This is a genomic window from Parascardovia denticolens DSM 10105 = JCM 12538 (assembly GCF_001042675.1).
Taxonomy (GTDB): domain Bacteria; phylum Actinomycetota; class Actinomycetes; order Actinomycetales; family Bifidobacteriaceae; genus Scardovia; species Scardovia denticolens.
In genome coordinates this window covers 485,917-508,722 of the sequence record NZ_AP012333.1, presented here as the reverse complement: position 1 = coordinate 508,722, position 22,806 = coordinate 485,917, and the positions used below count along the sequence as shown (strand labels likewise).

Genomic DNA, 22,806 nt, shown 5'->3' with positions numbered 1-22,806 from the left:
TACACCCAACTCTAACGCAAAAAACTAATGACATATATGATACTTCCAAAAAATATAGACATTTAGTGAATTTTGTGTGTCTGGAACGTGAAAAGATGGAGATTTTGTAAGGACTTGATTTTATTGGCCTCAGCCGGGGTCAAACCCTCTTCGTCTTTGGAGGCGTTGAACCCCGAAGCGGAGGCTCGATCCGTCAGTAGGAAGCGTCTTCGATGTCAGCGCCGCCTTCGTAGACCGCCTTCTTTTCCTCCTCGGTCAAACGGCGCGAATCCAGCCATCCATAAGGCAGATGGACTTTCTTGGCGTAACGGGTGCGGCCCCGGGGCTTATCAGCCAGGGAAGCGGGCAGGTGGGCGTTCTGGTCCAAGAGGGAGAGCCTCTCCTCCACCTGGGCGATCGTCTCGCAGGACATGAAGGCGGCCCTGGTCTTGCCCCCCACCGGGAAACCTTTGAGGTACCAGGCGATGTGCTTGCGCAGGTCATGCACGGCCATATTTTCGTCCCCCTCGTAGAACTCGGTCAGAAAGTGGGCGTGTTTCACGATGGTCTGCCCCACCTGGGCCAGACTCGGGTCGAACCGCTCGTTCCTTCCCTCGAATGCGTTCCTGATATCGCCGAAAAGCCAGGGGCGGCCCTGGCAGCCGCGGCCGATGGCCACCCCGTCGCAGCCGGTCTGCCTGGCCATGGCCATGGCGTCTTCGGCCGTCCAGATGTCGCCGTTCCCGATGACGGGAATGGACACGGCTTCCTTGAGCTGGGCGATGCGGGACCAATCGGAGTGGCCCCCGTAATACTGGGCCGTGGTGCGGGCGTGGAGGGTGACGAAGGCGCAACCTTCCCCTTCGATGATTTTGGCCGCCTCGATCATGGTCTCATGCTCGTCGTCGACCCCCACCCGAATTTTGGCGGTGACGGGGATTCCGACGGGCTGACAGACGGCCACCACCCGATGGATGAGGTCCTGCAGGAGGTCCGTCTTCCAAGGCAGGGCCGACCCTCCCCCGCGCCGGGTCACCTTAGGGACCGGGCAGCCGAAATTGAGATCCACATGGTCGGCCATGTCACCGTCCACCACCATCTTGGCCGCCTCTTCCACGACGAGAGGATTGACCCCGTACAGCTGCAAGGAGCGGAACTTCTCAGAAGGGGCGAAGCGGCAGAGGCGGAAGGCCTTGGGGTTGCGGGCCGTCAAGGCACGGGCGGTGATCATCTCGGCCACGTAAAGACCGTCAGGACCATAGCCCTCGCACAACAGGCGGAAGGGCCAATTGGTCACCCCGGCCATGGGAGACAGGATCACCGGGTTCTTGACCTCATGCTCCCCCAGCATGAAGCCGGGCAAGGCCTGGGCCAAAGGCGAAGATGGACATGGGCTCCCGCTCCCGCGGGTGCTCTCAGGGCTGTCAGTCACAGAGGAATCATCCCCTTTCGTCCGCCTTCGCCTCAGCGACCGCCTGCGGAGTGCGAGGATAGGAATTGCGCTTGTCCCTGATGAAAGACCCGACGTAATCGGCCACCCGGCCCAGGGCCACGCGTTCCTGCTTCATGCTGTCGCGCTCGCGGATGGTCACGGCCTGGTCGTCCACAGTGTCGAAGTCCACGGTCACGCACAAGGGGGTGCCGATCTCATCCTGACGACGGTAACGGCGACCGATGGCGCCGGCCTCATCGTAGTCGATGTCCCAATCATCCTCGCGCAGCTCGTCAGCCAGCCGGTGGGCGATGTTCTGCAGGTCAGGCTGCTTGGACAGAGGCAGAACCGCGGCCTTGACCGGGGACAGGCGGGGATCCAGGCGGAGGACTGTACGGGTGTCCACCCCGCCCTTGGTGTTGGGAGCCTCATCCACATCGTAGGCATCCACCAGGAAGGCCATGAGGGACCGAGTCAAACCGGCGGCTGGCTCAATCACGTAAGGGACGTAACGCTCGCCGGAAGCCGGGTCGAAGTAGGACAGGTCTTTGCCCGAATGCCGGGAGTGGGCGGACAAGTCGTAATCGGTCCGGTTGGCGATGCCTTCCAGCTCGCCCCAATCGGAGCCCTGGAAACCGAACTTGTACTCGATGTCAACCGTCCGCTTGGAGTAATGGGAGAGCTTCTCCTTAGGGTGCTCATAAAGGCGAAGATTGTCAGGGTTGACTCCCAGGTCGATGTACCAGGCGCGGCGGGCGTCGATCCAGTACTGATGCCACTCCTCGTCCTCTCCGGGCTTGACGAAGAACTCCATCTCCATCTGCTCGAACTCACGGGTGCGGAAGATGAAGTTCCCCGGGGTGATTTCGTTGCGGAAGCTCTTGCCCATGTTGGCGATGCCGAAAGGCGGCTTCTGGCGGGAGGTCCCCAGGACTTGGGCGAAGTCCACGAAGATGCCCTGGGCGGTTTCGGGCCGCAGGTAATGGAGGGAGTTTTCGTCCTCGACCGGCCCCAGGTGGGTGCGCAGCATCATGTTGAAATCGCGGGGCTCGGTCCACTTGCCCACGGTTCCGCAGGCGGGGCAGGGGATCTCGAGCATGCCGGAAGGCTGACGGCCGTGTTTGGCCTCGAAATGCTCCTCCAGGTGATCCGCCCTGAAACGCTTGTGGCAGTTAAGGCACTCCACCAAAGGATCGTTGAAGACCTTGACGTGGCCAGAGGCGACCCAGACTTCGGACGGAAGGATGACGGAAGTGTCCACCCCCACCACGTCGCCGCGGGTGGTCACCATGGACCGCCACCATTCATGCTTGATGTTGTCTTTGAGGGCCACGCCCAGAGGGCCGTAGTCCCAGGCCGAGCGGGTGCCGCCGTAAATCTCCCCGGCGGGGAAGACGAACCCCCGGCGTTTGGCCAGTTGGGTGACTGCTTCAAGTTTCGATTCTGCCACGGTAAATCCTTTGGTCTCAGTCCACAATCGTCCCGCGTGCGCCTTGTCAGGCTCGCACACGGCCATCGATTCCCCTACATTATACGACCCCTATGATAGCCCGGCTGCCGTATGGATGACGGCTCACAGCCGCAAGGCCGGGCATCGAAGAAACCCTGGGAAGCGGTACCCCCACAGGTCCCCCTCTCATCCTGACTGGCCATGATGCCGATGGGCTCCAACGACTGTCTTCCAGGCCCACTATGCTGGAGACGGTCCCGAAGAGAAAACATGAGGGGAACGTGCGTCAGTGAGAATAAACATACCTGCTTTGAAGACGAGTCTGGACCGCGACGCCAGATTTTGGGAAGGGAAAGCCAGCGATGCCCAGGCGTGGGTCACTCGTCTCTCTTCCTTTGATTTCGACTCCTATGGTTTGAAAAGCAAGGCTTATAAAGCTTTGAACAAGGAATTGTACGAGCAGTCCCAATTCGCCGCCGCCCAGAAAGCCTTTTTCGAAGCCTTAGCCAATGGCGACCGGAAGAACAGGACCGCCGCCGGCAAATTGGAGCCTTCGGAATCTGATGGCTCGGTTGATACGGATAAACTCAGGAAAGCGATACAAGCCGCGGATACCGAAGAACGCGCATGGGGAGAGCGTCTTACCGCCATCAGCAAAATTGATGCGAAGGATCCTCTCCTTCCCCTGGTCCGGGAACAAGGGATCAGATTATGCCACACGATGATAAAATCATTGGATCAGCGGGCGGCAGAACTCGAACGGAAGATCAGGCTCGTCGAGGAATATACAAGAAAGTCCGCCTCCTTTTACCAGGAAGCTCAGGCACTGCGGACCATCATGAATTCCGTGAAGACATCCGAGGTCCAGATGGTCTCCGGATCTCCTGTGGATATGACGTGGCTGTCCCATTTTGAACGCGAAGCGCGGAAAGTCGAGATCACCTTCGCCTCGCACTATCTGAAAGGCGCCGAGCTCAAAGCTTATCAGAAAGCGATGAAAGACGGAAAAATCACGAAGGAGGAACTCTACTCCCATGGTTCCGGAAAGGCGAACACAGACCTCTGGCGCGCGCTGAGCATCCTGCCCAGTTACATCGTCAGCGATGAGACCGTCGAAACCGCCATGAAGACCTTGACGGACATGTCCGAAGACGGGCCGAAGGGAATCTCCGCCTTGGAGAAGGCAATCTCAGCGTCGTATGCGCCGACCGGCCAGATGACGGTGAATATGCCCGGCCATTCGAAGTGCCCCTACGGCAATGGCTTAGATTTGCGTATCAAAGGTTACGGCTTCAAGGCTTCATCCTTCATGAAGCGTATGCGGGACAAGGCGAGGGACTACCTGGCGGACAACCCTTTGAGCAACAGTCTGGAAGATCCAAAAACCGCCATCCGCTGGGGCGACATCGCCATGGTGAAAGGCCTGCTTGATTCGGCCATAGCCGCACCCGTGACCAGGGAGATAAAGAAAGGTCTGAAAGCCATCTGGTCCGAGGATGTCAACGGCCCGCAAGTGCATGTCAACGTCATCAAGTATGCGCCGGTTGACGGAATATCGAAAGACCATCATGTGGCGACGACGGCCCGGCTTCTTGTTTTCCGCATTGATTCACCGCATGTCACTCATATCATCCCTTTTGGACCCCCTGATTATTCCGTCTACACAACGACCGTCACCATCACAGGCAATCCGCAAGATGTGGCGAACATGCTCTCCCTCCTGCAAAAAGACGTAGCCGTCGACGGCGAAACCGGCTCCGATTACGTCATCCTCACCGCGGCCGCCCAAGCCGCTATTGTCAAAGGCCTTCAGCGGATGGAGGGTGCCCTCTTCTCTTCCATCCCCATCGTCGGTTTCTCCACCGCGGCGGACGTATTCAAAGCCATCCTTCAGCAGATGGGGGAGAAAGAGCAAGAACGGATTGAACGCAGCCTGTCCCTTTACGAAAAACGCATGGACCACGACAACCCTCTGTTCAAGGATGGGAGCAGCGTACAGCTCAAATATTCCGACGTCAATCCCTTCACCTACCGAAACGACAAGCCCCAGGGCTACCGTGACTACTCTTCACCGGATTCCAGCACCTTCATCTTCTCTCACGAACACGAAAAGTCCCTTGAGAAGGCTTATGACGCATGGCTGGCAGCCGCCAGGAGCAAAGGTCAGTTGCCTTCCCTGACGAAAAACAAGCTGCTGAAAGATCTGCATATACTGGTGAATCCTTCATCGCCGGGAATCAACGACGATGAGATATCGGCCTTCATCGCCTGGTGCCAGCAGAACGCCCACCTCACCTACAAACACGACACCACCGACCCCGACGGAACCCACCACCACAAAGGAGACACCGTCAAAAATGATACCTTCTCAAATTATGATTTCATCCAAAAACGCTTCGCAAAAGCACACTCTGTCGAAGACTACCAATTTGATTTTGAAGCTCAGCCCGAAGGACACTAATAGATGAACGACCATTCCGCTTCCGGCCTGCCGGCCCCGTCTTCCTCCTGGTGGAGGAGACGGAGGCTGGCCCTGCTGGCCCTGCTGGCCCTGGCCGCCTGCCTCGCCGCCCTGGCCATCAACGACCACATCCACCAGACACGACTCGAACCCCAACACGCCGCCGAAACCATGATCCGCGCCTACACCAACGAAATCAGCCACGACCTGCGCCACGCCGCCTTCACCAACCCACCCGACGCCGTCACCCGGCAGAAAAACCCCGACGCCTGGCCAACCACCATCACCCGACCCGAAGCCACCACACCCCTCACCCACGCCATCCACACCTACAACACACTCCACCCCCACCACACCACCAGCCTCCGCCAAATCAACGACCACTACGGCAAAAACTGGAAAAACAACACACTCCACCCCCACCACAACCCCCACGACAACGCACCCGCCTTCATCGCCTGGTGCCAGCAGAACGCCCACCTCACCTACAAACACGACACCACCGACCCCGACGGAACCCACCACCACAAAGGAGACACCGTCAAAAATGATACCTTCTCAAATTATGATTTCATCCAAAAACGCTTCGCAAAAGCACACTCTGTCGAAGACTACCAATTTGATTTTGAAGCTCAGCCCGAAGGACACTAATAGATGAACGACCATTCCGCTTCCGGCCTGCCGGCCCCGTCTTCCTCCTGGTGGAGGAGACGGAGGCTGGCCCTGCTGGCCCTGCTGGCCCTGGCCGCCTGCCTCGCCGCCCTGGCCATCAACGACCACATCCACCAGACACGACTCGAACCCCAACACGCCGCCGAAACCATGATCCGCGCCTACACCAACGAAATCAGCCACGACCTGCGCCACGCCGCCTTCACCAACCCACCCGACGCCGTCACCCGGCAGAAAAACCCCGACGCCTGGCCAACCACCATCACCCGACCCGAAGCCACCACACCCCTCACCCACGCCATCCACACCTACAACACACTCCACCCCCACCACACCACCAGCCTCCGCCAAATCAACGACCACTACGGCAAAAACTGGAAAAACAACACACTCCACCCCCACCACAACCCCCACGACAACGCACCCGCCTTCATCGCCTGGTGCCAGCAGAACGCCCACCTCACCTACAAACACGACTTCAACGGGCACAAAGCAGGAGAAACAGTCCACGGTCACCATTCCAATTTCGATTACTACACAAGTACCGACCTACAACAACTCTATTCCATCAAGGACACTAATAGATGAATGACCATTCCGCTTCCGGCCTGCCGGCCCCATCCCCCTCCTCGAGGACGACCCCTGGAAGCGACCAAAACCGATAAGAAAATGAACTGAAAGGATTCCTATGACTATGTATCGTTCCATCATGAATGACACAGATTTGCAAACAGATCCCTCCGCAGCCCAACAGGCCGCTGACGCCCTCAAAAAAGGGGCTTCCGGCTACGCAAAGTCACAGACAAGCGAATTGGCTTCCCTCGCTCCCGTTCCTGGAAACATGGATTACGACAGCCTCACCGCCATGGCGCGTGGTGTTCTCGAAAAATGGAACGACTGCATCACCAATGAGGCGAAGAAGATCATCTCCATCGATAAAACCCTGCATGAAAGCGACAGGACGAACGCTCAAAGATTTCGGTGAAAGGGAGTCCCGTGTTTTCCGACGATGACAACCAGCCTTACGATGATTCGGCTCATGGCGGCCAGCCATACGACGATCTCGAAGAAACGCAAAATGAATTAAGCAGAAAAATCGATGAAATCGACACGAAGATGGCCCACTCCCGCAAAGAAGCCAGGAAAGTCAAACAGACCTGCGAGGAGCTCCTTGCCGCCGCGAAGAAAGAGCTGCTCGCCGTTCAGGATCAAGCGAACGACGGCATGCTCTCCTTCTCCTTCGCCGATGATGCCTGCGCTCATGTGGAAGAATCGATTTCCTCTTTCATCCGGTCTCTCGATGACTATACGGAAAGTCACAACAAAGCCTTGCACCAGATGGACGATGAAAAGGAACGGCTCCTTTACGAGAAACGCCGAGCATGGGATTCCTCGCCCTCCCCATCCTGCGATTGACCCATCCCGTCCCACAACCGGCCAGAAAACCGCATAAATCGTCCTAGCGCCGTCAGAACGTCAGGAAGCCGCGCCAGAAATCCAGATCCTCGCCATAAGGCCGGGCCTTGTCACCGTGAGCCTGCAAGGAGATTTTGGCCTCTTCCACATCCACGGCCCGAACCCCGCGAAAGAAGGAGGCCGCCCGCTCCAGATGGGAACGGTCATAGAAGAGGGCGGAGACCTGGTCGGACAGAGTCCGCACACGGTCGATGGGCAAAGAGTCCCAGGGCCGAAGCTCCAGGAAGTTCTTGAGCCTCACGTCGTTGAAGTGGGTCGAGATGATGCGGTTGATCTCGTAAGGATTGAGCTCCCGGTCCGGATAGATTTCGGCCGCGTTGGCATAGGTCTCCATGGAGACCAGCCCGTCTTCCTCCTTGCCGCTTATGGCGGCTTCAGGGGTGTGGGTCAGATCGGCCACCATGAGAGGGGCTGCCAGGATATCATCGGCCGCCCGCTCGAAATCGAAGCCATCATCGTACAGGCCAGGGAGGATGCCGGCGCGGTTGGGGTCGATCGACTCCCAGAAATGCTGGCGGAGAAGGGGGTAAGGGTTCCTCCTCCCTTCAAAGAAAGGCGAATTGCGGTAGAAGTAAGCGCTGATCGGCCCCAGGGCGGTTCCCAGGCGGAGCTTCTCGATGGCGTCTTCCTGACTGTAATAATCGATGCTCACCTGGGTGGATGCCGAGGCCCGCATCATATTCGGACCGAAGGAGCCGAGCCGCCCGAAGAACTGGTCCATACAGTGGTAGCGGGCCTTAGGGATGATGGGAATCCTGCGGCAAAGGGTATGAGGCTGATAGCCGTAGGTAAGCAGTTCGATACCGTGCTTCTTGAGAACGGGGTCGATATCGGCCCGGAAAAGCGAGTAAGACTCCACCACTTGATCGCCGTTGGCGGCCACATCCAAGGAGCATTCCACCTGGCCGCCCGGTTCCAAGGACAAGGCGTAGCCTTTTTTGGCCAGGCCGAGCAGATATCCCTCATCATGGAATTCCCTGGCTGGGTCGAAGAGGGGACGCAGGTCCTGCAGGACTTGGGCTATGCCATGAGGCTCCGCGAACGTGACCGCCTGGCCGGCTGGAAGTCCCAAGGGATTATCGGCCGACCTCACCGGCAGATGTTCGATCTCCACCCCCAAGCCGCCGACCGGTGAAGCCTTGGCATCATCAGCATCTCCAGCCTTGATCTCGACCTTGACTCCCGACAGGTAGAAATCCACCAAAGAGCGCCTGTGCTTGGGATTGACCTTGTGGTCCTGATGCCAGTAGTCGAATTCGTGGATATTGGACTTCCCTTCATCCGCGAATTCCCGCCTGCCTATACGAACGCCTTGTATCATAGGCCCCATCTTAGCCGAGGGAGGAGGCCTGGCGGTCACTTCCCCACCGGTTTTTTCACTCCGCCGAAGCGACGGTCCCGGTTGGTATAGTGGTCGATGGACCGCCAGAGCACCTGCCGCCCGCAGTCCGGCCACAGCTCAGGGACGAAATCCAACTCCGCGTAGGCGGCCTCCCATGGCAGGAAGTTGCTGGTCCTCTGCTCGCCGGACGTGCGGATGACCAAGTCGCAGTCAGGGATGTCGGGGTTATAGAGGTGTTCGGAGATCATCTTCTCCGTCACCCGGTCCCCCTTGATTTTGCCTGCGGCCACTTCTCTGGCGATCTGGGCGGCCGCGTCGGCTATCTCCGCCCTGCCGCCGTAATTGATGCAGAAGACCACGTCGATGGTCTTGTTTTTCCTGGTCTTCTCCATGGCCGTTTCCAGCTCTTCGATGACGGATTTCCACAGCCGGGGCCGACGGCCTGACCAGCGGACCCTGACACCCCAGTCGTTCATCTGATCGACCCGCCGGTGGATGATGTCACGGGAAAAACCCATGAGAAAGCGAACTTCCGACGGGGACCGTTTCCAGTTCTCGGTGGAGAAGGTATAAAGGCTCAGATAACGGACCCCGGCCTCGATGGCCCCGGCGATGGTGTCGAAAACCACCGGTTCCGCCGCCTTGTGGCCTTCGGTGCGGACCAGACCCCTCTGTTGGGCCCAACGCCCGTTGCCGTCCATGATGACCCCCACATGTTTGGGCACTTTGCCGGAGGGGAAATGGGGGATGATGGAGGGATCGGAGAAAGGGGCCGCAGGCAGGCTCAAAGAGGTGTAATCGACGAGATCGAAACTCATGCCATCAATGTAGCAAATGAGTGGCACGCAAAGGCCTTTCCAGATAATATTGTGACCATTCCTCTACTATTTCCCCGACTTCGGCGGCGAGGCGGCCCTCGGGCGAAGTCTGCGCTTCCAAGGCCTTCCAGTCCCCCATCAGCAAGGCCCGCAGCTGAAAGAGGGCCTGGGGGCTCAGCCTGCGGGAACCAGGGACGTGGTCGTCCTTGCACATGACCCCGCCCGATTCCACGGAGAAATAAGTCAGATCGGTCTGGCGGCCGCAGACCAGGCAGGAATCCAGGCGGGGGGTCCACCCGGCCAGACTGACCGAACGCAGGAGGAAGGAGTTCTCCACCAAAGCCGGCGGCCTTTTCCCGGCGGCCAAAGCAGCCAAAGCGCCCACGGCCAGGAGATACTGACGATGAGCGGATTCGCTGCCTTCCCGCAGGTCGGAGACGACTTTATCCACCGCTTCCACAATCACGCTGGCGGAAAGATAAGCCTCGTAATCGGCCACGATCTTAGGGGCGTAAGCGGAGATGACCACGGCCTGGCTGACCGTATCCAGCTCCTTCCTTCCCTGGGCTATGAGGAGATCATCGCGCATGAAAGGCTCCAGCCGGGAGCCGAAGCGGGACCTGGTCCGCCGCACCCCTCTGGCAACCGCCCGAATCTTGCCATGACGGGAGGTGAGGATGGTGATGATCCTGTCCGTCTCTCCCAGCTTGATGGCCCGCAGGACCAGCCCTTGATCGCGATAAGTCGGCATCCGCTCACCCCCTGCCTTAGAACGCGAAAAGGCCCAGACAGGCCAGGAAAAGCAGAGTGACGAACATGGTGCCGATCCCCATCCAGAAGAAGACCAGACCCAGATTCTTGTCCGCGACAACCCGGCTGACCGGCCGTTTCCTCATGAGCTGGCGGGTCTTTTTATCGGCTATCTCAGCCAGGCCGGAGAAGACGGAGCTCATGGAGACCACGACGGCGAAAGCCATGACCTGGCTGACGATCCAGGACCAATAGGCGAAGGAGGAATAGTCGGGAGCGGCCCCCCAGACCAGGTTGACGATGCCGGCCACCACCTGGGCCAGACCGAGGGCGAAGAGGACCACGCAGGCGAAAGAGACGATCGTATTCGTCACGATGATCCTCCTCAGCCGCCGGTTGAGCCCCAGGACGGGACGCCTGTCTTTCCGCAGGACCCGGACCAGCTTGATCAGACAAACGATCAGACAGAAGATGGCGAAGACGACCAGCAGGAGGACGGAGAGGAAGCCGGTCAGCAGGACGCAGATGGTCAGGGGCTTGCTTCCTTTGGCCCCGTTGTAGAGAGGGATCGTCTGGTAAAGCTGGGCTCCGGCGATGCGCGGGCTGGTCTGTCTGAGCCCGAGGACGGTGCCCACCGCCCAATCGACCATGTCATCCTCGTAATGGTCCGCGAGGACGGTGCCCCCATTGGCCTCGTTGCCCAGCCGCAGGACATGGTTGCCCACCGGATAGTTGCGGACGGTCACGTTCCAGTTGCCGTTTTTGTGGGCCAGCTCCATGATGCGGGTGACCCCGCTGATTTGCGCGGTCAGCACATCCTTGCTCCCGTACGTCACCAGAGTCGGCAGATGATAGGACCGGGGGAAGGAAGGGTCTTCGAAGCGGAAATCGAAATTGTGGATGCGGGTGATCCCCCCATCCATGCTGTCCACCCGTTCGGCCAAAGCGGAGTAGCCCGGATGGGCGTGCAGGATGGACATGTCCTGGACGACCAAGTACCCCATGGCTTGGCGGGGGTTGGCCACCAGGGGGCTCAAGAGGGCTTGGAAGGCCACCCGCTTATTGATCCGTTCGACTATCTGGGAGATCCAGGCCCCTTCCGACGTGGCGTACATTCCCACCTGATGGGGGTTGACCCCTGGCAGGGCGGCCAGGTAATCGATCACATGGGAGTAGGCGACCGCGGATGCGGGGTAATCCCTGCTGATGTCGGTCGTATCCCACATCGGCTTGTCTATGGTCGCGGTGACGAACCCGGCCGAGCTGTAGTCCTGGGCCACGTCGCGGAAATCGGTGTGATAGCCGGTGCCAGCTCCATGGAGGAAGGTCAGGGCTGGCAAGCCTGCGGACCCGTAGACGGTCTGTTGGGAGCTGATCCGCCTTCCTTGGGAATCGACCGGATAGCGCAAGGTCATGCGGATCCGCTGCTTTGCCCCTTGGGAGGAGACGATGGTCAAAGAGCGTTCTTCCGAGCCGACCTGGTAGGTCCCTCGACGAGGGAGGGCTTGCCCCGGGTTCGCTTGGAAGGTGATGGCCGTGCTGCGGGCGCTGGTGGAGATGGTCTGGTTGATGGGGCTGTAAACCCAGGGGACGCGGGTCAGGTAGGAGGTTCCGATGAGGATTCCGGACAGCAAGGCGAACATGGGGATGATGACCAGAAGATGTTTGGTCAGGGTCCATGAGCCGTCTGGTCGGTTGACCAGGGCACGCTCCAGCCAGGCCGGTTGACGTCCGGCTTTCTTTACCCCTGAATTTCCTTGCACGTTCTTATCTTAACCAAAGCGGGGATTAATGGGCCTGGGCCCAAGAACGCCGCTCGATGAACATGAATCGTCACGGGGAATCCGACGGGAAAGAAGAATCCGGCGAGGGCGGGAAGACCACTGGGAAGAAGCAGCTCCAGCCTGTCTCACAGACCGGGCTGATTCTCCTGGTCGCCTTGGGAATCGCCAGCGGCGGAGGAATCAGGAGAGTCGGCGGAATCAGGGGAATCAGAAGATCCAGGAAATCCAGAAGAACCCTGCCCTTCCTGCCGCGCGGACTCCTGCGCTTCTCCCGCGTCTTGCGTGGAGGGGAAGACCAAATCAGGCATCTGATAATTCGCCTCTCGCTCGGCGGAAAGATCCAGCTGGGCGAAGGGGTCCTCGCCTGCCGGAGCGGCTTGGGAGTCCCCCTCCCCTCCGTGGGGAACCTGCACCCCCGCAGGGACCCGCTGACTGGCGCTCGGGGCGAAGGAAATCGGCATGGCGCCTTCATAGGGGCTCAGACGGACCGGTTCCTCTTCATCGTTGGAATTATTGGACGGGGTGACAGGAACCCGTTCCGGGGCAACTGGGCTACTCCCCTTCTGCCCCTGACCGTCTTGCTGTTCCTGCTGCTCGTGAGGCCGCTGAGACCCTTGCGCCGGGGACGAGGCCTGGTTCTGCGGGAAAAGGGATTCCTCCATGGAAGCGACCGCCTGATAATCAGCCTGCTCCTGTGCCGATCCGCCAAGCCGGTCGGATTTCTGCCCGCCCTCCATGGTGGATTTGACCGGTACCCCTTCCAGACGGCTGAAAGAGACGATCCGGGAGACCACCTGGGAGACGCGGTTCAGGTAAAGGTCCACCTGGCCTTCGTCATAGCCTTTGTCCCCCTTGCGCTGCGTGAAAAGCACGGTGGAGATGTAGCGGGGGACGAAGTCCTCATCGGAATCGAAATTGCTGGAAGAGACCGCTTTCCGGTAGGGAATGCCCAATTCGTCGCAGATCCTGGTCATGACGTTGACCACGAAACTATCGACCTGCTTGCGATCGTAAGAAGGCTCCTTCCCCTGACCGTCGGCGAAGCGCTCCCCATCGTCCGCCAAGGCGCGGGGCATGAGGGTTTGGGCGAGCTGCACGGTCTCGGTGCGCCAGGCGACGCGGCCTTGGTTGGCGATCTGGTAGGAGGTCTGCTTGTCCACAGCGGCCTGTTCCAACCGGAGCAAGGCGCGGTCGACGGCGTCGATGTCGTAACCGCCTCGAACCAAGGTGAAAAGGACGTTCTGGATGTCCTCCTGCTTGAGTTGGGGTTGAGGAGCCTCATAAAGCTGATGGGCGCGGGAAAGGAACTCATCCACCTGCTCGGTATCGTAGCCCCAGGCGTTCTTCTTCGCCAAGGGGAGCTTCCCACCGCGGTCCTGCGCCTTATCCGAAGCCTTGTCTGCCATTGAAACCTCCCGACCAGTCTGATTTGGCCTTGTCGCATCTGCCGACCTCTTGCCGCCGTTGGGCATCGCCTAGCGTAACCACGCCCCTGCAGGGGTCTTGACGCCAAGGCGGCGTCCATGCCCGAAAGCGACGGACAGTCTGCTAATCAGACTACAAATCAGGGAAAGACCAGGAAGGAAAATCGGGGATTTATACACGGAACTAGCACGAACCGCGCTGCGGGAACCTGGATTTGCAGGGATCCTTCGTCTGCGCGCTAAGGTAAGCTTTCTTCACATCGGGCGATTAGCTCAGTTGGCTAGAGCGCCACCTTTACACGGTGGATGTCGGGGGTTCGAGCCCCTCATCGCCCACTTCGATTCCAGATGAAGAATCCTTGAAAACAGTGGCCTTCAGACCATCACACATCCAAGGAAACATCTCTTTGCCCAACTTTTGCCGATGTGTCGCCCAGACAATTCCCCGTGGAATTCCATCAGTGCATTGTCATGAATGACGTATAGCCGGCGACGCAGCTCAAACGATTCCCCTGCCGCTCAAACGATTTCTCTGATGATGACAAACCAGCGCGAAAGCCTGCTTCCTTACCGATGGCAAGGTAAATCAATGGATGTCCGGAGGAAAACGAAACTCAGTGGCCGTGGCCGAAGGCCCGCAGTTGAATCCCGTTCCAATCCTCGCTCAAAGTGACGGGGGTGGCGGCGTTCATGCCAGCGTTCTTAGAGGCGTTCTGCACGGTATTAGGACCGGCGGCCCCCTGTCGGCCGGGCTTGGGGGTGATCACCCAGAAAGGTCCTTCCCCTTCGAGCAAGGCGCCCGCATCCATGATGGTGTCGGAGAGCTCGTCCTCATCGTCTCCATCGCGCCACCAGACGACCACGCCATCGACGCTGGAGTCGTACTCCTCGTCGACCAGGTCCTCACCGGTCAAGCCCTCAATGGACTGACGGATGGAATCATCGACATCATCATCCCACAGCCACTCTTGGACCACGTCCCCGGGCTGGAATCCTAATTCCTTCGCTGCATTTTCCGACATTTCTGTATTGGACACATGCCTCAGCATAACAGAAATATTGGAAATAGGCGTCTCCGACCTCTCTTCAACCCTGAAAGGCGCCGAAGGGGCCAGAAGAGACCCTGACGGCCCGAGGGAAAGCCAGCAAGTCAAAATCAGCTGACAGGGCAGGATTTCAGCCCGTCCGTCTTCCCCTGGCCGATGGCGACCAAAGCGTCATAAGCCTGATCCAGGTTGGAAACGGCCACCACGTGGAGACCAGACGGTATATGGCCGGTGACTTCGTTGCAATTGCTTGTCGGAGCGATGAACCAGCGGGCCCCGTCGCGCATGGCCCCCACCATCTTCAGACGGATGCCGCCAATCGGCCCGATCTTCCCATTCTTCTCCATGGTCCCGGTTCCGGCGATCACCTTGCCTCCGGTCTCGTTGACGGACGTGAATTTGTCTATGGTCCCGAGCGTATACATCATCCCAGCCGAGGGGCCGCCGATGTCATCCACATGCATGGAGACCTTCGCCCGGTCGACCGCGATCCCCCGCCTCTTCAGGAAGGCCAGGGCCTGGGTCTGCGCCGCCTCTTGGGCTCCGGACATCTGCTTGTTCGTCTCCTGCTTGTAATCGTCAGCCGTCTGATTGACCGGATATTCCAGTTCCTGCGGAACCACGATCGTATCTTTTTGGAACCAGGCCCACAACACCTGGGCGTTGGTCGCCGGATACCCCGGGACCCCGAAGGCGCTGACCGTCGTCAGCAGGAGTTTGCCCGGGTCTTTGAAGGATTTCGCCCCCGATACCTCGATCATCTTCGGAGCCTTCGCCTTCGAGGAGACCGCGCCTAAGACGTCTCCGGTGGGTCCAGGCATCTCCACCGTGTAAGCGGCTTGGGGCGCGAAAAGAAGGGCCAGGGCCAGGATGATGGTGAGCCAGCCGATGAAGCGGGCTCGGCGTGCACGAGGTTTCGGGGATTTCGTCGTCATGGACTTCAGTTTAGTGATGGCAAGGGAACGAGAGAGAATCCACCGGCTTCGACCCGCCCTCTATCTATCTCTGTCGCATCGGTCTGAGCTCTCTGATTCTTGGATACAGGATACTCGTTCAGCGAAATTTGTAAAAAGTTGATATCTCTCGGCTCAAGTTTTGGACTTTCGTTGTTCTCTTCGGCTATAATGATGGAAACGGACGCTTATTCAATGCCTGAAGTACAACGCTTGATGGCGCAAAGGATGGTTCCCATGTCTGAAGACGAACTCCATAAGTGGCTGATCGACTCCTTCGGCCCCTACCAAGGCGAGATGGCCTGGCAGCAGCTCTCACAGCTGCCCAGCGAAGTGCGCGATCAGATGCTCAACGCGCCAGGCGGCCTGCCCGACCCTTCCGAAGTCCATACCCTCATGGAAGCCTTCAACAAGAGCAATCTGGGCTCGGCAGAAGGCCTTGACGACGTCCTGTCCCAAGGGCCGATCAACGTGAAGATGGCCGCCTCGATCGGGCATGATATGGCCGTTCAAGGCGAAACGATCCGAGAAACCTCAGCAGTACAAGGAGCCCGGGTCCGCTCGGCCGTCTCCCAGGCCAATCTCTGGCTGGATGCCGTGACCGACTTCAATCCGCCAACCGGCACGGTCGACGTGCTCACCCGTGACCAATGGGTGGATAAGGCCCTCCCCACGTGGGCCCGTTTCTCGGCCCCTGTGGCGCAAGCCATGAATGCGGCCATGGCGGCGGTCGTCTCGGATCGGTTCGGCGGCGAGATTCAGGGCGAAATCGCGGGGATTTTCGCCGGACCGGTTCCCATCTCCTTCCCGGACAACCTCAAAGACCCAGCCAAGCTCATCACCGTTCTTGGCAACACCTCTTACGCCATGCAGCTGGGGCGCGCGGCCGGACACATGGCCCATAGCATCCGGGGAGGCTTCGACCAAGGCATCGCCTTATTGGACAACCCCGCCGGGGCCCTGATCCCCGAAAACGTGGACTCCTATGCGACCGAGCTCAAAGTCCCATCGGCCGAAGTCCTGGAATATCTGGCTTTGGTTGAAGAAGCCCATGCCCGTCTCTTCAGCAACGTCCCCTGGTTGATGCCTCAATTCGACACCCTCATCGACAAATACGCCCGTGGAATCACCATCGACTTGGATGCTATGGAAGACCAGATCCGTCAGGCCCAGGAGATGAACCCGGATTCACTGTCCGGGGCGGTCGACCTGAGCAAGGTGGGCATGAGCGAAACCCCCGAGCAGCAAGAGGCCCTGCATAGCCTGGAGACCCTTTTGGCCTTGGTGGAAGGTTGGGTCGATTGCGTCGTCTGGCGGGCCGGTATGGCCCATATCCCCCACTTGGAGCAGCTGCGCGAGATGCAGCGCCGCGAGCGCGCCATGGGCGGAGCAACCGAAGAGACCTTTAACATCCTGCTTGGTTTGGAACTGCGTCCAAAGAAGATGCGCGACGCGGCCGAGCTCTGGGAGACGATAACCTTGGCCGAAGGCTCGGATGCCCGCGACCATCGCTGGAGTCACCCTGACCTGCTCCCCATCATGGCCGAAGACGCTTTGACCCGCAGCCAAGAGCAGTCCAAGGATTCCGCCGAATTCGACCAAGATCTGCAAGACCTGCTCGCCCAAGCCGAAGATGGAGAAACGACCGAACCGGAAAACCAGGATGGGTCTTCCTCTCCCCAGCCAGATCAGAAAGCCAACCCGGACGAATCGGACGAGATTTCCTCCGATGCCGCCGGTTCCGCAGAGACCTCCGATTCCGTCGAATCCACGGATTCCGTTATAGCCGATGGATACGCTAAGCCCGACGATTCATCCGATCTTTCCCAATCCCTTGATTCCGAAGAACCCATCGACTGGGACGAGGAATTGGCCAAACTCCTCGCCTCCGAACAGGGATCACCCTCGGATGATGCGGACGAGATGAAGGACGAAGACAGACAAGAAAACGGAGAAGGAAGGGAAGGCGGGGATGACGGGAAGGGCGGCAACATCCCTCCATCAGCCGAGGACCCTTACCAACCGCACGAACCTCAAGCCTAGCGGAGAAAACGACTGGGATACCGCTTCAGAGTCTGCCAAGAATCCTGTTCCCCCTCCTTTCTCATGCCTTGCGAGTAGGAGATCTCCAGGAAATCCTCCGCCCGCGTGACTCCCACGTACAGCAACCGCCTCTCTTCCTCCAACCCTTGGTCGGTCATGTTCGTGGCGTAAGGGATGAGTCCGTCGCTGCATCCCATGATGAAGACATAGGGCCATTCCAAGCCCTTAGAGGCGTGAATGGTCGACAGGGTCACCTGCCCAACGGTTCCGTCCGCGTTCAACAAGGAATCATGGCTGGTTTGGCTATCCCAGCCGGAGTCCCGCCTCACCCGGAAAGGGATGCCTTCCTCTTTGAAGACGGAGGAAAGGAGGCGGCTTTGGTTGTTGATCCGCATGAGGACAGCGATGTCTCCTGCTTTCGCGCCGGACGCCATCAACCTCTTGATCTTTCCCGCTATCCCCCGAGCCTCATGGACATCGCTGGAATAACGCGTTTTCAGGACTTTTCTTCCTGGCTCGCGACCGGAGGCAAGATGAAGGTAATCATCCCTCAAGGGGGATTTCTCCAAAAGCGCGTTGGCCTGGGCGACGATGGTCGGCGTAGACCGATAATCGCGGTTCAGGCTGATATCCGCCGTCAAGGGAGCGAACTCCCAATCGAAACGATTCAGGTAGTAACTGGTCGCTCCGGCGAACGAATAGATGGTTTGGGCGGCGTCACCGACCACGCAGACATTGCGGTTCTCTCCCAACCACAAAGTCATCAGCCGGTGTTGCAGAGGGGAAACATCCTGGTATTCGTCGACCGTCAGCCACCCGATCCCCTTGCGGATGCGGGCGGCCTGATCCGGCTCCTTTTCCAGAACATGGCACAAGAGAAGGAGGATATCGTTGAAATCCATGACCCCGTGAAAGACCTTCTCCTCCTCGTAGGCGTCCATCACGGCCTTCATGGCCGTCTGGTCCAGACCCGCGGGAGGGGTGCGGCCGGTCTCCTGACAAAGTCTGCCGTATTCGGCGGGAAGGATCAGGCCGACTTTCATCCGGTCAATCTCCGCCTGGACGTCAGAGATGTCGATGTCTTGGAAATCGCTTTCTCCGGTGACCTTGGCCATCGAGCGGATGACCAAGTCCCTGAGGTTATCGCTCACCTGGGGGAAGGGGGCGTCGCTGAGGTCTCCCCACGCTTGGCGGAGCTGGCCAAGGGCGGCTGAATGGAAAGTGGCCGCCTGCACTCCTTGGATTCCCAACTTCCGCAGGCGCTCCTGCATCTCTCCAGCGGCTTTGACCGAAAAGGTCACCGCCAAGGCGCGCTCTTCCCGCCAGGCTCCCGACCGGCAGGCATAAGCAATCCGGCGCATGATCGTTCTGGTCTTCCCAGCTCCGGCGCCGGCGATGATGCGCACCGGTCCTTCCACCGCCATCGCCGCCTGGCGCTGGGAAGGATCCAAACCGGATAAGATGTCGTTCATGCTTCCATTCTGGCAAAGCCACAGACCGAATCCGATGGGGTATGTTATCCACAGCTTTCCACGAAATCGTGGAACTTATCCACCACCTTTGAAGGTGGAAATGTGGAGGACATCCCCCACCCGATTTCCGCATGAAACCGTAGTCCCCATGTATTAAGGTAAAAGAGTGAGTCAACGTTCCAGCTTTGAAATCGCAGCCCTCGCCTCCGCTGCCATGCCCGCCCTGACGGTAGCCACCACCAGGAGGTCCGAGCAGTTCGCCGAAAGCGGTGACTTGGAAGACATCACGACGGCGATCATCACCGACGTGACCGGCGAAGAATACGACGTCAGCGTCTCCTCAAGCGACGAGGGGAAGAAACGCCTGAAGGATCGCGCCCGCGCGGCTTACGTTTTGGACCATACCCATGAGCCTTCCGTGCTTGGTTTTCGTATGGATCATCTGGAGAATTTCACCCCAGGAGACCAGGAAGACGGCCCCACCGGCCAGACGGCCGTGCTGATCATGCCTCATATCCCCGGCGATGCCTTTCCCCTGTCGCGTTTGACAGAGACTCAATGCGCCGCGACCGGAACGTCCATCGGCGCCATCCACCGTCTGCGGGGCAAGTTCTTGGTCAATGCACACTACCCCGCCTTCCCGGCGGCGACCATCCACCATCAGCTGGAGACGTGGATCGTCAACCTTCGCGCTGCGGGGCATATCCCCCCGGAAATCCTGGATAACTGGACCTCCATCATCTCCCACGAGAACCTGTGGAATTTCAGAGCGACCCCGGTGCACGGCGGCTTCAATGATGGGGATATCATCTTCACCAGCACCGGCATTTCCGGCATCCGGCATTGGGAGAACATGCAGATCAACGACCCGGCCCGGGATTTGGCTTGGATCTTCACCAAGCTGGATCAATCCCGCCGCAACGCCGCCCTCTCCGCTTACGCCCGCATCATGGGCAACCGGATGGATGACATGATCATGCTCCGCGCCGGCCTGTGGGTGCAAATGTCCCAGGTGGGGGATTTCATCCGCGCTCTGGAAAAGGCCGATACCCAGAAGATCATGCGGTTCAAATCGCAGGTGGAGTCTTTGGCTCATCAGATTTTCACCATCAACCCCGAGGGGGTCGGCAAGTCCGCCCATCCCACCACCTTGACAGTCGGCGACCTGCTGGGAGATTCCACGCAGGGGGGCAAGAGCCCCGTCAAAAGAAGCGTCCGCCACGCCCAGCCCGGCGACCATGCCCGTTTCGTCGCGGACCAAGGAATGCGTTCCGGAGAAAACAGGCTCAACGACAGCACCGTCTCCCGAACCGTGGCCAACCCGCCGAAGTCGGTCCGACTGAACCAGGATGGGGGTCAGGCCAACCCTGCTGGGTCCCGGATCCCTCTTCCTCCCCAGACCCCGGAGGATCAGCTCCCGGAAAATTATGATTCCGATCCGCAAACCCAAGTCGTGAACTGGTCATCGACCCCAGGCAAGGCCGAAGATTTCAATTTCGTCTCCACTCCGGACTCCGCCCTCCACCAGGGGGAAGGGCAAGGCGGCCAGAATATCTCATCCGACCGCACTTCCACCAATCGTCCTGATAGCGCGGGGGCCTCTGATGATGAGGAAACCCTGGCCTTCCAGAAGGTCAAAGAGGAGACCGATGGGGCCAACGGAGAGGAATCGCGCGAGCCCGCCTCCTCCTCCAATCCTCCTTCCGGCCCCCTCTTCGAGGCTTATCGCCGGAGAATGGACGAAGCACAGGCTGAGTCCGATTCCGCGGCCTTCAAGATTGACGATGATCCGGACGACATAGCCACCGAGGCCTTCGTCTCTCAGAAGAAATCCGAAGAAGACCATCTACAATAGGAAGTCCGGTCTCGATGACCTCTATCATTGCAATCGTTAAGGTCATCGCAGCCACTGCGAATCGTTGCGAATCATGACGATATAATAATCGGCGAGGACAGGCTGACGGAATCTGTTGGCGACAGCAGGTCCCAGATCGCGATCGGAGCCGGCGGGATGTCCCCGCAGGCGAAGACGGACAAGAAAAATTTCAGAAAAGACCCGACTGGGGAAAGAGGTAAAAATGGATGTTGAAATCGGCATAATGAACGTGGCCCGTCCCGTGACTTTCACGACGGACGCCAGCGCCGAAGAGGTCGCCGGAGCCATCTCCGAGGCGGCTTCGGAAGATCGCCTGGCTGAATTGCAGGACAACAAAGGCCGTAAGATCCTGATTCCCACCAAGGCCATCGGCTATGCCGTCATCGGTTCCGAGACCAGCCATCCGGTGGGGTTCGGCGCTCTGGGTTAAAACCTTGGTTCGGCGCTCTTGAAAGCGTCAAGAGCCCTATCAAGAACCCTAAATTATCAGCACTTATCTGTGCTCCGGATTCGAGCTTCCGAGGGACTCAGGCCCCTCTGATTACCAGAGCATCGAAGCATGCATAAATGAATAGATGGATGACCATGCGATGTGGGGATGACCAACCGGCCATCCCCACATCGCATATCAGAAGGTTCCTTCACTCGCTTACCTTGACTATGCCTCGCCGAGAGCTCCCTCGTCGGGAAATTTCAGCGGCCCGCTGGGAAGAATTCCTTCTCCCCAGCGAGAAGACCCTCAGCGGCTTTCCGGGAAGAAGTACTCCAAGACCTGCCAGGCGCTGCCGTACGATGCCTGCGCCCCCATGCCGCAGGCGGCGTCGGCGGCCACATACGAAGCCATGAAAGCGCTGTCTTCCAAGCTCAGGCCCGCGCACGTGCCGGCCAGGACGCTGCCCATGAAGGAGTCGCCGCAACCGGTGGTGTCCACCGCTTCCACAGACAAGGCAGGCACATGGCTGAGCCTGTCCCCGTCCAGGACCACGGCCCCATGGGAACCCAGGGTGACGATGGCCTGAGAGTAGCCGAAGCCCTGCAACTTTTCCCCCACCGGTCGCCAGTAGGCGATGTCGGTGCGGGAGCCGTCCACATCGATCCCCAGCAGCTGGGCCACCTCGTGCTCGTTGACCAGAAGGATGTCGGTGTTGGCGATCAGGTCGGCCGGAAGATCGGCCAGGAAAGGAGAATCATTCAACAGGACCGGGATCCCCGCCTTATGGGCCACCGTGGCGGCGGCGATCACCGCGTCCAAAGGGCTCTCCAGGCACAGGCCCAGAACCGCGGCCGACTGGATGGCCTGACTGTGGGATGTCACGTAGTCAACGGAGACTTGGGCGTTGGCCCCGGCCGAATAGACGATGGTGTTCTCCCCGGCGGCGTCCACAGTGATGACCGTGGAACCGCTCGGCCCCTCCATGGCGGCGATGGAGGAAGTATCCACCCTCGCGTCTTTGAGCTGGTCGATCAGGAAAGCGCCGGAATCGTCACTACCGACCATGCCCAGCATGGTCACCCCGGCTCCCAGACGGCCGGCCGCGGCCGCCTGATTGGCCGATTTGCCCCCCGGCAGAACCTGCAAAGGGCCTCCGGTCACGGTCTCCCCAGGCTGGGGCAGACGCTCGGTCACCACAGTGTAATCCACGTTCATGGACCCCATCACGGCTATCCGCCGGTCCTTCGCCGCCGCCACCCGCTCGAACAGGCCGGACAGGCGGGAACGGTTCTCTTCGTCTGCGTTCATGATGTCTCCTCATGGTTCGCGGGGAAGGCCGCCATCCGGCGTATGAAGGCCGACGCGGCGGCCCTCCCCTTTCGCTTTTTGCTCTTC

At 59.4% G+C, this 22,806-nt stretch carries 19 protein-coding genes and 1 tRNA gene; 9 read left to right on the top strand and 11 right to left on the bottom strand.

Annotated elements, in window-relative coordinates; genetic code table 11:
- Positions 1 to 193: 193 nt before the first annotated feature.
- On the bottom strand, positions 194 to 1,330 hold the full coding sequence (dusB, locus tag PSDT_RS02170; RefSeq protein WP_048349444.1) for a tRNA dihydrouridine synthase DusB: 1,137 nt from the start codon (positions 1,328 to 1,330) through the stop codon (positions 194 to 196).
- Positions 1,331 to 1,418: 88 nt separating this feature from the next.
- Positions 1,419 to 2,861: a glycine--tRNA ligase gene (locus tag PSDT_RS02165; protein WP_036737450.1), complete on the bottom strand. Its 1,443-nt coding sequence runs from the start codon at positions 2,859 to 2,861 to the stop codon at positions 1,419 to 1,421.
- A gap of 289 nt (positions 2,862 to 3,150) precedes the next feature.
- Here PSDT_RS02165 and PSDT_RS08505 point away from each other — a divergent pair, with 289 nt between their 5' ends.
- The 5 genes from PSDT_RS08505 to PSDT_RS02140 all read left to right on the top strand — a co-directional run bounded on the left by PSDT_RS08505 (position 3,151) and on the right by PSDT_RS02140 (position 7,410).
- Entirely contained in the window at positions 3,151 to 5,322 is a 2,172-nt protein-coding gene (locus tag PSDT_RS08505) for a hypothetical protein (protein ID WP_006289789.1), read from the top strand.
- A 3-nt stretch (positions 5,323 to 5,325) separates the two neighbouring features.
- Positions 5,326 to 5,973, top strand: a complete 648-nt coding sequence (locus PSDT_RS07810) for a hypothetical protein (protein WP_006289962.1) — start codon at positions 5,326 to 5,328, stop codon at positions 5,971 to 5,973.
- A 3-nt stretch (positions 5,974 to 5,976) separates the two neighbouring features.
- The gene (locus tag PSDT_RS02150) at positions 5,977 to 6,582 is read left to right on the top strand and encodes a hypothetical protein (RefSeq protein WP_006289788.1); all 606 of its coding nucleotides are present in this window, start codon (positions 5,977 to 5,979) and stop codon (positions 6,580 to 6,582) included.
- A gap of 100 nt (positions 6,583 to 6,682) precedes the next feature.
- Positions 6,683 to 6,979: a hypothetical protein gene (locus PSDT_RS02145; RefSeq protein ID WP_006289787.1), complete on the top strand. Its 297-nt coding sequence runs from the start codon at positions 6,683 to 6,685 to the stop codon at positions 6,977 to 6,979.
- A gap of 11 nt (positions 6,980 to 6,990) precedes the next feature.
- A complete protein-coding gene (locus PSDT_RS02140; protein ID WP_223293604.1) occupies positions 6,991 to 7,410 on the top strand; it encodes a hypothetical protein in 420 nt (139 codons plus the stop codon).
- A gap of 52 nt (positions 7,411 to 7,462) precedes the next feature.
- On the opposite strand, the gene PSDT_RS02135 is transcribed toward PSDT_RS02140, so the two are convergent.
- The 5 genes from PSDT_RS02135 to PSDT_RS02115 form a co-directional block, all read right to left on the bottom strand.
- On the bottom strand, positions 7,463 to 8,791 hold the full coding sequence (locus tag PSDT_RS02135; protein ID WP_006289785.1) for a glutamate-cysteine ligase family protein: 1,329 nt from the start codon (positions 8,789 to 8,791) through the stop codon (positions 7,463 to 7,465).
- A gap of 35 nt (positions 8,792 to 8,826) precedes the next feature.
- Positions 8,827 to 9,630 (bottom strand): isoprenyl transferase, encoded by an 804-nt coding sequence (locus tag PSDT_RS02130; RefSeq protein WP_006289784.1) that lies wholly within the window; start codon positions 9,628 to 9,630, stop codon positions 8,827 to 8,829.
- A 4-nt stretch (positions 9,631 to 9,634) separates the two neighbouring features.
- Entirely contained in the window at positions 9,635 to 10,381 is a 747-nt protein-coding gene (gene recO / locus PSDT_RS02125; RefSeq protein ID WP_006289783.1) for a DNA repair protein RecO, read from the bottom strand.
- 16 nt (positions 10,382 to 10,397) lie between these two features.
- Complete coding sequence (locus PSDT_RS02120) at positions 10,398 to 12,143, bottom strand: alpha/beta hydrolase (protein WP_006289782.1); 1,746 nt, start codon at positions 12,141 to 12,143, stop codon at positions 10,398 to 10,400.
- Positions 12,144 to 12,289: 146 nt separating this feature from the next.
- Positions 12,290 to 13,570: a DivIVA domain-containing protein gene (locus PSDT_RS02115; RefSeq protein WP_006290614.1), complete on the bottom strand. Its 1,281-nt coding sequence runs from the start codon at positions 13,568 to 13,570 to the stop codon at positions 12,290 to 12,292.
- Between the two features lie 280 nt (positions 13,571 to 13,850).
- Here PSDT_RS02115 and PSDT_RS02110 point away from each other — a divergent pair.
- Positions 13,851 to 13,924, top strand: a tRNA-Val gene (locus tag PSDT_RS02110).
- Between the two features lie 278 nt (positions 13,925 to 14,202).
- Here the strand turns inward: PSDT_RS02110 and PSDT_RS02105 are convergent.
- Positions 14,203 to 14,610, bottom strand: a complete 408-nt coding sequence (locus PSDT_RS02105; protein ID WP_171820997.1) for a DUF3052 domain-containing protein — start codon at positions 14,608 to 14,610, stop codon at positions 14,203 to 14,205.
- 134 nt (positions 14,611 to 14,744) lie between these two features.
- Positions 14,745 to 15,569: a S16 family serine protease gene (locus PSDT_RS02100; protein WP_006289779.1), complete on the bottom strand. Its 825-nt coding sequence runs from the start codon at positions 15,567 to 15,569 to the stop codon at positions 14,745 to 14,747.
- 255 nt (positions 15,570 to 15,824) lie between these two features.
- On the opposite strand from PSDT_RS02100, the gene PSDT_RS02095 reads away from it, so the two are divergent.
- Positions 15,825 to 17,630, top strand: coding sequence for a zinc-dependent metalloprotease (locus PSDT_RS02095; RefSeq protein WP_006289778.1), 1,806 nt, complete (start codon positions 15,825 to 15,827; stop codon positions 17,628 to 17,630).
- Here PSDT_RS02095 and PSDT_RS02090 read toward each other — a convergent pair.
- Positions 17,627 to 19,102, bottom strand: coding sequence for an ATP-dependent helicase (locus tag PSDT_RS02090; protein WP_006290617.1), 1,476 nt, complete (start codon positions 19,100 to 19,102; stop codon positions 17,627 to 17,629). The genes PSDT_RS02095 and PSDT_RS02090 overlap by 4 nt on opposite strands.
- A gap of 166 nt (positions 19,103 to 19,268) precedes the next feature.
- On the opposite strand from PSDT_RS02090, the gene PSDT_RS02085 reads away from it, so the two are divergent.
- Entirely contained in the window at positions 19,269 to 20,957 is a 1,689-nt protein-coding gene (locus PSDT_RS02085; protein WP_006289776.1) for a phosphotransferase, read from the top strand.
- A 223-nt stretch (positions 20,958 to 21,180) separates the two neighbouring features.
- Positions 21,181 to 21,408, top strand: coding sequence for a DUF3107 domain-containing protein (locus PSDT_RS02080; RefSeq protein WP_006289775.1), 228 nt, complete (start codon positions 21,181 to 21,183; stop codon positions 21,406 to 21,408).
- 309 nt (positions 21,409 to 21,717) lie between these two features.
- On the opposite strand, the gene PSDT_RS02075 is transcribed toward PSDT_RS02080, so the two are convergent.
- On the bottom strand, positions 21,718 to 22,719 hold the full coding sequence (locus PSDT_RS02075; protein WP_006290619.1) for a ribokinase: 1,002 nt from the start codon (positions 22,717 to 22,719) through the stop codon (positions 21,718 to 21,720).
- Positions 22,720 to 22,806 lie beyond the last annotated feature (87 nt).